Raw genomic sequence first — 9,478 nt, 5'->3', positions numbered from 1 at the left:
GAAATTCACTGCCAAAAAATAAGAATTTAAAGAATTAATACCCTGAAATAAGAGAAAGGTGAATTTGAGCGCACTCAAATTCACCTTTCTTACTATCTGAAGCTAGTTTTGTCCCAGCCCCTTTTTTGCATGGGAACGCTTCTATTTTACCCCTGACTCTTCATATTCTAGAAGTATAAGAATGGACAAGTTAGGGTGATCGGCTTATGTTTCAAAAACTGTTCGTAACTTTAATAGGAAGTTTATTATTAGGCATCGGCATTAATGGCTTCCTTGTCCCCCACCATTTACTTGACGGGGGCATTATTGGCATTGGGCTGATCCTCCATTATTACTACGAATTCCCCACTGGATTGAGCATGATTGTCCTGAGCATTCCATTATATGTACTTACCTGGTTTTATGAGAAGAAATACTTCTACTATAGTCTGCATGGCCTTTTGATTTCATCCTTCATTATTGATTTGCTTTCTCCTGTGCGAGGTCATTTTGATATTTCCATATTGCCAAGCTCTATTTTAGGAGGATGCCTGGTGGGTTGCGGGATCGGCCTTATGCTCCGTTATGAAACCAGCACAGGAGGCACAGACCTGCTTGCACAGCTGATGACAAAACTCCTTCCTGTTAATATCGGCGCTTTAATATTCGCAATTGATGGATTGGTTATTTTAAGCGGATTAAAGATAGTCGGTATTGAAAAATTTTTGTACTCCTTTATAACCATACTATTTGTGGGCGCCATAACGTCCTTAACAGTTATAAAAAAGACGGACAAATGAAAAAAATCGACAGGTGCCAGGCACCTGTCGATTTTTCTTATGCTTCTGCTTCTATTTTTTCATTCATATCGTTATAAAGGTTTCCATCCATTTCACCGGTGATTCGGCTCGTTAAGATACCGGAAGTCATGGATCCGCTGACGTTAAGGGCTGTGCGTCCCATGTCGATTAGCGGTTCAATGGAGATTAGCAAGCCAGCCAGTGCAATAGGCAGGTCAAGGGCAGATAATACCAGGATCGCTGCGAATGTCGCACCGCCGCCGACCCCTGCCACGCCAAAGGAGCTGATCGCTACAATGAGAATAAGCGTAAAGATAAATCCTGGAGACAGCGGGTTAATGCCCACAGTCGGAGCAATCATTACAGCCAGCATGGCCGGATAGATTCCCGCACATCCATTTTGGCCGATGGAAAGGCCGAATGATCCTGCAAAGTTGGCAATTCCTTCAGGAACACCGAGTGACTTTTGTGTTTTTATATTCAAAGGCAATGCACCCGCACTAGTTCTTGATGTAAAAGCAAAGGTCAATACGGGGAATGCCTTTTTCAAGTATGTGATTGGGTTTAATCCGCTTAATGTTAATAGCAGCAAGTGAATCAGGAACATAATAGCAAGTGCCACATAAGAAGCAATAACAAACTTACCTAAATTCAAAATGGAGTCAAAGTCACTCATGGCGACTGTTTTCGTCATAATTGCCAAAACTCCATATGGTGTTAAGCGCAAAATTAATGTTACAACTCGCATGATGATTGCGTAGAAAGCATCCACAATTTTCGCAAAAAGTTCAGCCTGCTCTGGTGATTTCCTTCTCACACCAAGATAAGCAATCCCTAAAAAGGCTGCAAAGATAACGACTGAAATCGTTGATGTTGGTCTTGCCCCTGTAAAATCAAGGAATGGGTTGGCCGGAAGCAAATCAAGCATTTGTTGCGGGAATGTTCTTCCTTCAATGCCCTGATACGTTTCTTCAAGCTGTTGCCCGCGGGCTGTTTCAGCTTCGCCTCCGCTGATTTGGACAGCCTCCAGATCAAAACCGACAGCTGTTGCAATTCCGACAGCAGCAGCAATTGCAGTTGTACCTACAAGCAGTCCAAGGATAAGGACACTTATTTTTCCAATATTATTTGTTAATTTAAGCTTAGTAAAAGCTCCTAAAATTGAAATAAAGACAAGCGGCATGACGATCATTTGGAGGAACTTCACATAACCTCCGCCAACTAAATTGAACCAGTCTGCAGATTTGGCAATAACCTCAGCACCAGGCCCATATATCATCTGAAGTGCAAAGCCAAACAGAATCCCTAAACCAAGCGCTGTAAACACACGCTTTGAGAATGAGATATGCTTCTTTTGCATAAAGAATAATGCGCATAAAAGCAGAAGCATTACAAAAATATTTAAAACTAAAAGTCCTGTACTCATCGGACTGAATCCTCCCCAAAAGATGTTATTATAATGAATTACTATAATTCATGTATTCCTATGAGTCAAGTCGGAATTAAAATTTAAATTTTCTTATTATATATTCCATTTCGTTGTCGAATGTTCTTGTTTTTCTTTATAATTGTGCCTAAAACCATTATAAAATCCGGCATATATAACTGCCGGGTCCAGATAAATAATTCTTGTCCTAATTATTTTTCCGGGAAAGCGCCTTTGTCTTTTCAAAACATTTTTCCATAGCGCTCATGACCGCTGAACGGAACCCTTTTTTCTCCAGTTCAGCAACGGCTTCAATTGTTGCCCCTCCCGGAGTACAAACCTCATCCTTCAATTCCGCAGGGTGCTTGCCTGTTTCCAGCACCATTTTGGCTGCCCCCAAAATAGCCTGTGCTGCAAGCTCATAAGACTGATTACGAGGCAGCCCGGCTTTTACACCGCCATCTGCCAATGCTTCAATGAACATATATGCATAAGCGGGCGAAGAACCGCTGATAGCTGGAATAGAGTCCATCATCTTTTCTTCCAAAACCGCAGCTCTGCCAATGCAGGAAAATATTTTGATTATATCTTCCATCTCCTCAGGAGATAGTGCTTCATTCGCTGAAAGTACGCTCATTCCTTCTCCCACCAATGATGGGGTATTAGGCATGGAACGGACTGCTTTAATTTTTCTCCCAAATGACTTTTCCAGGAAAGAAAGACTTACGCCTGCCGCTATCGTTATGATAATGGCATGTGATTGAATGCAACCTTTAATTTCATCAATAACCGCAGCATGAGCATCAGGCTTAATAGCCAGAAACAATATATCCGCTTCCTCTGCTGCCTCACTATTAGAAAAGCGTACTTGTATATCCCACCTGTTTTTAACGTCAACAAGTGTTTTCTCCGTTTTCGCTGAAGCTATAATCTGCCTTGCATTTATCAGATCAGATTTTAATATACCCCCGATTATCGCCTGAGCCATTTTTCCGCATCCGATAAAACCGACTTTTTTATTCATTAAACACACATCCTGTCTTGTAATCCTTTTGCTATTATACTGCACGTATGGTTATGAAAAAATAGCACAGGGTAAAAACATAAGACCGAACCTCATAAAATAATATTGGAGAGATTGAATATGAAGGAAATATCACAATATGCTCCTCTTCCAGAAAGCTTTTACCAGCAGCCAACACTTCAGCTGGCTGAAGCTCTTCTAGGCTGCTTATTGATCAAAGAAACTGAAGAAGGAATTGCCTCAGGCTACATTGTCGAGACGGAAGCTTATATGGGCCCGGATGACAGAGCAGCGCACAGTTTTGGGAACAGGAGAACAAAAAGGACCGAAATCATGTACAATGAACCCGGTTTTGTCTACACTTATGTGATGCATACCCATTGCCTGGTTAATGTTGTGAGCGGTCCAAAGGAAAAGCCTGAAGCGGTATTGATCAGAGGGATAGAACCTCACGATGGACTTGAGTTAATGAAGAAAAGACGTAAGATGGAAGTTCTTAAAAACCTCACTAATGGGCCAGGTAAATTAACTAAAGCTCTCGATATAACTATAGATGATTATGGCCGCCATTTTACCAGCCCTCCTCTTATGATTGCAAAAGGAATTCCTCCAGGGGAAATCAAACGGGGTACACGAATCGGTATTGATAATTCCGGTGAAGCACGCGATTACCCCTGGAGATTCTGGATGGCTGGCAGCCCTTATGTTTCACGGAACAGAAAATAACAGCTACGACATGGAGACTGTCCATTCTTTTCATCCTCTACTTATGGAGGCAGTTCCGATGTACCACTATCTATTTTTAGATAAGTGTCTAATTTCATTGTAATTTGTCGATAAAAAAACAAGCTATTTTACTGGACTTTTTTTATTAAAGCGTTTATTTTACTATAAAAAGGCAATATTCTATGTATAAGTTTCAATAAATTGGAATGGGATGGTGTTACGATGGCAAACAAGAAAAATGTTAAATCTCCCGGCAAAGATTTAAATATTGGTGCGAACGTTTCATTAAACGGCCTGGTAACAGCTGTTTTTGATAATATGGTCCATGTCCAGATTGGCGCTAAGATAGTAACAGTTCATGTTAAAGACCTGTATTCCGGATTAAATAATCCTTTATTTAATAAACAGCAGGCTTAGTATCCACCATCTCTAAACATACTTCAGGAGGGGCAGCTCAAAGGCTTGCCCCTTCTGTTTTTCAGACCGGCTGTACCTGCTTATACTTTCCTGCCGTGACTGCATAATCTCCAAGTACTTGATATGCCTTCTTATCGGCTAATGACACAGCTTCTGCAGCCCCCTTAACGAACACAGCCTGTTCTGACACTTTGCTGACGATTTCAACTCCCTCAGGGAATTCATATCCTTCAGTATTACCCAGTATAACCCAGAGCTCTTGTTCAGGAACCTTCTCTTCCACCTCAGCTCCCTCATATGCTGAAGGGAAATCGTATTTGCCCACATGAATTAAATCTTCAATAATCGCACTCGCTGTCGGGAACATACCTGCTCCAGGCCCCTGCAGACTTATATTCCCGACAATATCGGCATCGATTGAAACGGCATTCTGCACGCCTTCTACTCTGTATAGAGGATGGGATTCTCCCGTCAGGACCGGCTTTACTGTACAGCGGACAAAATCTTTTTCCTTCTGAATTGATGCTATATGTTTGAACTTCAGCCCCAGGGAATCAGCCAACTGTATTTCTTCAATCGAAATATCAGTAATGCCTTTTCTTATAGCGTATTTCTGTTCCGGCGCTTTCCCGAATACAAGCTCGCTTAAAACAACCGCTTTGTAAAACGCATCATATCCTTCAATATCGTTTTTAGGATCGGCTTCTGCATAGCCTTTTTCCTGAGCGATTTTCAATGCTTCGTCAAATGATAAGTTCTCCTCACGCATACTTGTCAAAATGAAATTGGATGTGCCATTTAAAATTCCTTCAATCCGTTCGATCCTGTTGGCATTGAGCAGCTGTTTGATGGTCTGAATGATAGGGATTCCGCCGCCGACTGTTGCTTCAAATCCCAGTGATACATTCTTTTCTTTTGCCAGCCTCGCAAGCTCACTTCCATGAAATGCAAACATCTCTTTATTCGCTGTAATGACATGGCATCCTCTCGATATGGCCTGGCGCAGATACGTATAGCCCGGCTCCCTTCCAACAATGGCATCAATGACGACATCAAGTTTTGGAAGCTCAATAATATCCTGAAAGTCATCTGTTAACAGCACATCATCAGGCAAAGAATGTTTATTCACATTTTTGACCAGGATAGCGGAAACCCTCACTTCTTTCCCGAGTATTGCCTGAAGCCTTCCCTGATGCTTTCTGATTGTTTCATATACTCCTTTTCCAACAGTTCCATACCCCAATAGCCCGATCGTTATCGCTGACATTATTTATTCCCCCTGGATAAAAATTTATAGTACCTGCCGTAAAAAACAAAAAACCCCTTCCGTCCATTACAGACAAGAAGGGGTTTGAAGTAATATTCCGTTCATACCGCCTTCTTATCTTCGGAATTTGTATTCCTCTGAATTTGGCACCGTGCATAAATGCTGGTTGCCGAGGCTTCATAGGGTCAGTCCCTCCGCCTCTCTTGATAAGAAGTTTCTAATTATTCAATTTATATGAATCATAAACATTTATCAGGATTGCGTCAACCTTTTTCGAAAAATATTTTCTTCAGACGCTTTCACTTTCATTGAAATCTTCTGTTATGATCTCAAGAAAATGCTTAAGAATTCTCGCAGTCAGTCCCCAAATTACCTTGTCCTGAAAATAGTAAAATACCTCTTCCGCTCTCCTCGTCTGCCAATTGTAATTTTCACCTCCGGCAATTAAGTCAAAAGGAAAATTTTCTTCAGGCTCAACTTTAAAATTCACGTGAAATGTTTCAGGTTGTACTTTTTTCAGAAATGAAAGGGGGACGGTAAAAACCTCTTCTACTTCATCAGGGTTTGGCACAATCTTGTCCGGGTTTTGGATGATGCCTGCATAAGGGTATATAATTTGACCGAAGGAAATCATATAATCCAGCGGGGAAACATTTGTGATGCTCTCTTGGCCCACACCCAGTTCCTCAGAAGTTTCACGGATGGCTGTATGCTCTTCATCCCTATCTTCCGGATCTATCCTTCCTCCGGGGAAACATACCTCCCCAGGCTGCCTTCTCATTCTTAATGAACGTACTTCAAATAGGACATGCACCTCATTATTGATTTCAACCAGCGGAAGCAAAATAGCGAACTTCGAAAATCGCTCACTCCCCAAAATGATGGGGCTTCTGTTCCTTAACCTTTTAGCCAGTCTTTCAATCTCCATATCTGCCCACCTCCAGCAGCCATTCAGTTATTATATCTTTATCATACTGTATTCTATGCGTTTTATTAATTTATACGGCTTGTACCATATAATGGTTCAGGACTAAAGACTATTGCATCCAGCCCTTCAAAAATAAAAGAACGTTTCTCCGCCAGCAATTCAGGGAAATAAAACTATATCATAATAAACGGGAGTGAAAAATATGAAGAAGAATATATTAATAGGCGGATACGATACTCAGCAAGAGCTTAAAGAAGCCATTGAAGGTGCAGGTTCAAATGGATATCAGAAGGAAAATCTTGTGATTGTCTCAAAGGATGGAGCAAATCTTGAAAGCTTTGCGGACAATTACGGAGTAAACTTGCGAATAGTCGGTTCCCAGGAGCTGGGAAATCAGCGTTTTCTTGATTCTGTTAAAGCTCTTTTCATGGGGGAAGACCCGGCCACAAGTTCAGGGATTGATCCCGATAAAAAAGATGGTACACGGTTTGATGAACATGACCTGGATCGATACGCAAGCCTGGTTTTTGACGGAAAATACGTCTTAATCGCCGACTATTATGGAAAATATCCAAACTCCACGCAGGACAATCAGAGAATCACTGCCGAAAACTCTGAAGGATATATGGAGAGTGCTTCAGCCCGGGAGGTTGTCCATGAATCGGATATCAAAACACTGGCAGATAAATCCGCTGATACATGCTGTGTCAACGAGAATCCGAGCCGTACTCAGCATTCACTTACTTCAACAGAGATGAAAACGAGTGAAGTAAATCGGGAAGAAATGCTTACAAAAGACAGACTTAACTAGCATCAGCCCCCTGAAAGTGGGGGCTTTTTGCTGAAATAAAAAGAGAGGTTTCCCTCTCTTTAAGCATATTTCTTCTTATCCTCTTCCTGTTTGAAAAAGCTTTTCATCGCATGAAATACATCTGCTTTTTGCTTAAGAATATAATATCGGAAATCATCATTTTTGATATTTTTATAGGCGGACATCAAAGTCGAGTGGCGGTTGTACTGGTTGACCTCACCATACCCAAACATATTGGACACTTTCATGAGGTCTTCTACCAGCTTCACACAGCGGGCATTATCAGAGGTCAGGTTATCACCGTCTGAGAAGTGGAAAGGATAAATATTGAATTTGCGCGGATCGTACTTGGCATCTATCAGCTCAAGCGCTTTTCGGTAGGCAGATGAACAAATCGTTCCACCGCTTTCTCCTTTTGAGAAAAAGTCCTCTTCTGAAACCACTTTTGCTTCTGTATGGTGGGCAATAAATTCAATTTCCACTGTCTCATATTTAGTTCTCAAAAACCGCGTCATCCAGAAGAAAAAGCTTCTGGCCATATACTTTTCCCAGATCCCCATTGATCCGCTCGTATCCATCATCGCAAGCACGACAGCCTTTGAATCGGGCTTTACTATTTCATTCCAGGTCTTAAACTTTAAATCTTCCTTATAAATTGGATGGAACGCTGCCTTTCCCTTCATTGCGTTCCGCTTGAATGCCGACATCATGGTCCTTTTCTTATCAATATTGCCCATTAATCCTGTCTTTCTGATGTCATTAAATTCAATATCCTCTATCACATTTTCATCCTGTTCTTTTCTCTTTAAATTAGGCAATTCCAATTGTTTAAATAAAGCTTCTTCAATTTCCATGAGTGATACTTCTGCTTCAAAATAATCCTCGCCTGCCTGGTCGCCTGCTCCTTGCCCCTTTCCGGGTCCTTTCTTGCTGCCGGATCCATCACGGGCTACTACATCTCCAATCTGGCTATCTCCATCGCCTTGGCCGACATGTTTGTTTTTATCATAGTTATAACGGATTTTGTATTCATCCAACGAGCGAATCGGAATCTTTACTACTTCCCGCCCATTCGACATTACAATGCTTTCTTCCGTTATTAAATCAGGCAAATTGTTGCGGATTGCTTCCTGGACTTTATCCTGATGACGCTGCTGGTCATCATAGCCTTTGCGATGGAGGGACCAATCTTCTTGGGAAATCACAAACTGATGGTTATTGACATTCGTCATGTTAACCCCTCCTTATAATTAATTTTCACACAATACAGCTTTCCAACATACAATATCGCGAGTGTCAAAAAAGATGAAACATCCCCATTTCAGCAGTCTGCCTTCATTTCAATGACTCAATCCCCGGCAGTGATTTTGATAGTAATGCACCAATACAAAGAATGTTTATTACTCTATCATATGCGGGAAGACAAAATAATTTACAAATAATTTTGACAATAAGACATTCGAAGCATCTTTTGGACAAGCCCTTTTTTTATACAAAAATAAACCTCCGCGTTTAGCGAAGGTTCTTGTCTTTGTTTTTATTCTGAATGGGATCCGGATATTTATCGTAATCCTCTCTCAATTCTTTATTAGTCCGCATGTTCTCCATCTGCTTGCCCAGGTTTTCCATTTCCTCAATATTTTCTGCCATTGAGCTGTTTCTCGGTGTATAGTCCTTGTCTAATTCTTTCTTTTTCATGAATATCACCTCTGTTGTATTTATACCCTTATTTTGGATTTATTAAACTTTTATGCTGATTCGGCATCATAAATATGGCCAAGAGTAAATAGGATTATACAAAAGGGGGGATTTTAAATGAGCGAAATCCTTTGTTGCAGCTGGTGCGGTGAATTATCGATATATGATCGGACCGTTTACCTTGAAAATAAGCCAGTCTGTCCGGAATGCCAGAAAAAGAAGAAAGAACCCGCATTAAAAATAGACAAAAGTTGATAAAGAGGCTTTTCGAAGCCTCTTTCAGTTTGTAGACAAAAGGGGTTCGGAATAGTCTCATTCCGGACCTCTTTTTTGAATTTTATTGGCTTTGAAGCATTTTCAGATGATGATAGACCTCTCCGAGGTCATCTTCTAGGCCATTTC

General features: G+C 41.1%; 11 protein-coding genes and 1 riboswitch. Of the genes, 5 read left to right on the top strand and 6 right to left on the bottom strand.

The window, feature by feature from the left end; all coding sequences use genetic code 11:
* Positions 1 to 206: 206 nt before the first annotated feature.
* A complete protein-coding gene (locus tag M3205_RS24515) occupies positions 207 to 779 on the top strand; it encodes a YitT family protein (RefSeq protein WP_251172265.1) in 573 nt (190 codons plus the stop codon).
* A gap of 37 nt (positions 780 to 816) precedes the next feature.
* Here the strand turns inward: M3205_RS24515 and M3205_RS24510 are convergent, their stop codons facing one another.
* Together M3205_RS24510 and proC are read right to left on the bottom strand one after the other, a co-directional pair.
* Positions 817 to 2,205 carry an L-cystine transporter gene (locus tag M3205_RS24510; RefSeq protein WP_251172264.1) on the bottom strand — a complete coding sequence of 463 codons (1,389 nt, stop codon included), beginning with the start codon at positions 2,203 to 2,205 and terminating at the stop codon, positions 817 to 819.
* Between the two features lie 208 nt (positions 2,206 to 2,413).
* Entirely contained in the window at positions 2,414 to 3,229 is an 816-nt protein-coding gene (gene proC / locus M3205_RS24505) for a pyrroline-5-carboxylate reductase (protein ID WP_251172263.1), read from the bottom strand.
* Between the two features lie 120 nt (positions 3,230 to 3,349).
* Between proC and M3205_RS24500 the strand changes: the two genes are divergently transcribed.
* Positions 3,350 to 3,955, top strand: a complete 606-nt coding sequence (locus tag M3205_RS24500; protein ID WP_251172262.1) for a DNA-3-methyladenine glycosylase — start codon at positions 3,350 to 3,352, stop codon at positions 3,953 to 3,955.
* Positions 3,956 to 4,177: 222 nt separating this feature from the next.
* A complete protein-coding gene (locus M3205_RS24495; RefSeq protein WP_035326689.1) occupies positions 4,178 to 4,372 on the top strand; it encodes a hypothetical protein in 195 nt (64 codons plus the stop codon).
* Between the two features lie 61 nt (positions 4,373 to 4,433).
* On the opposite strand, the gene M3205_RS24490 is transcribed toward M3205_RS24495, so the two are convergent.
* A complete protein-coding gene (locus M3205_RS24490; protein ID WP_251172261.1) occupies positions 4,434 to 5,639 on the bottom strand; it encodes a homoserine dehydrogenase in 1,206 nt (401 codons plus the stop codon).
* Positions 5,640 to 5,750: 111 nt separating this feature from the next.
* Positions 5,751 to 5,852, bottom strand: a riboswitch (SAM riboswitch).
* Positions 5,853 to 5,928: 76 nt separating this feature from the next.
* A complete protein-coding gene (locus M3205_RS24485; protein WP_251172260.1) occupies positions 5,929 to 6,567 on the bottom strand; it encodes an NUDIX hydrolase in 639 nt (212 codons plus the stop codon).
* Between the two features lie 202 nt (positions 6,568 to 6,769).
* On the opposite strand from M3205_RS24485, the gene M3205_RS24480 reads away from it, so the two are divergent.
* On the top strand, positions 6,770 to 7,378 hold the full coding sequence (locus M3205_RS24480) for a general stress protein (protein ID WP_251172259.1): 609 nt from the start codon (positions 6,770 to 6,772) through the stop codon (positions 7,376 to 7,378).
* Between the two features lie 59 nt (positions 7,379 to 7,437).
* On the opposite strand, the gene yhbH is transcribed toward M3205_RS24480, so the two are convergent.
* Both yhbH and M3205_RS24470 read right to left on the bottom strand, forming a co-directional pair.
* Positions 7,438 to 8,610: a sporulation protein YhbH gene (yhbH, locus tag M3205_RS24475; protein ID WP_251172258.1), complete on the bottom strand. Its 1,173-nt coding sequence runs from the start codon at positions 8,608 to 8,610 to the stop codon at positions 7,438 to 7,440.
* Positions 8,611 to 8,890: 280 nt separating this feature from the next.
* Complete coding sequence (locus M3205_RS24470) at positions 8,891 to 9,076, bottom strand: hypothetical protein (RefSeq protein WP_251172257.1); 186 nt, start codon at positions 9,074 to 9,076, stop codon at positions 8,891 to 8,893.
* Positions 9,077 to 9,193: 117 nt separating this feature from the next.
* On the opposite strand from M3205_RS24470, the gene M3205_RS24465 reads away from it, so the two are divergent.
* On the top strand, positions 9,194 to 9,331 hold the full coding sequence (locus tag M3205_RS24465; RefSeq protein ID WP_251172256.1) for a hypothetical protein: 138 nt from the start codon (positions 9,194 to 9,196) through the stop codon (positions 9,329 to 9,331).
* Positions 9,332 to 9,478 lie beyond the last annotated feature (147 nt).

Source organism: Cytobacillus firmus, from assembly GCF_023715565.1.
Taxonomy (GTDB): domain Bacteria; phylum Bacillota; class Bacilli; order Bacillales; family Cytobacillaceae; genus Cytobacillus; species Cytobacillus firmus_C.
Note: the sequence above shows the minus strand (reverse complement) of the source record. Positions and strands in the feature narration are given on the sequence as shown.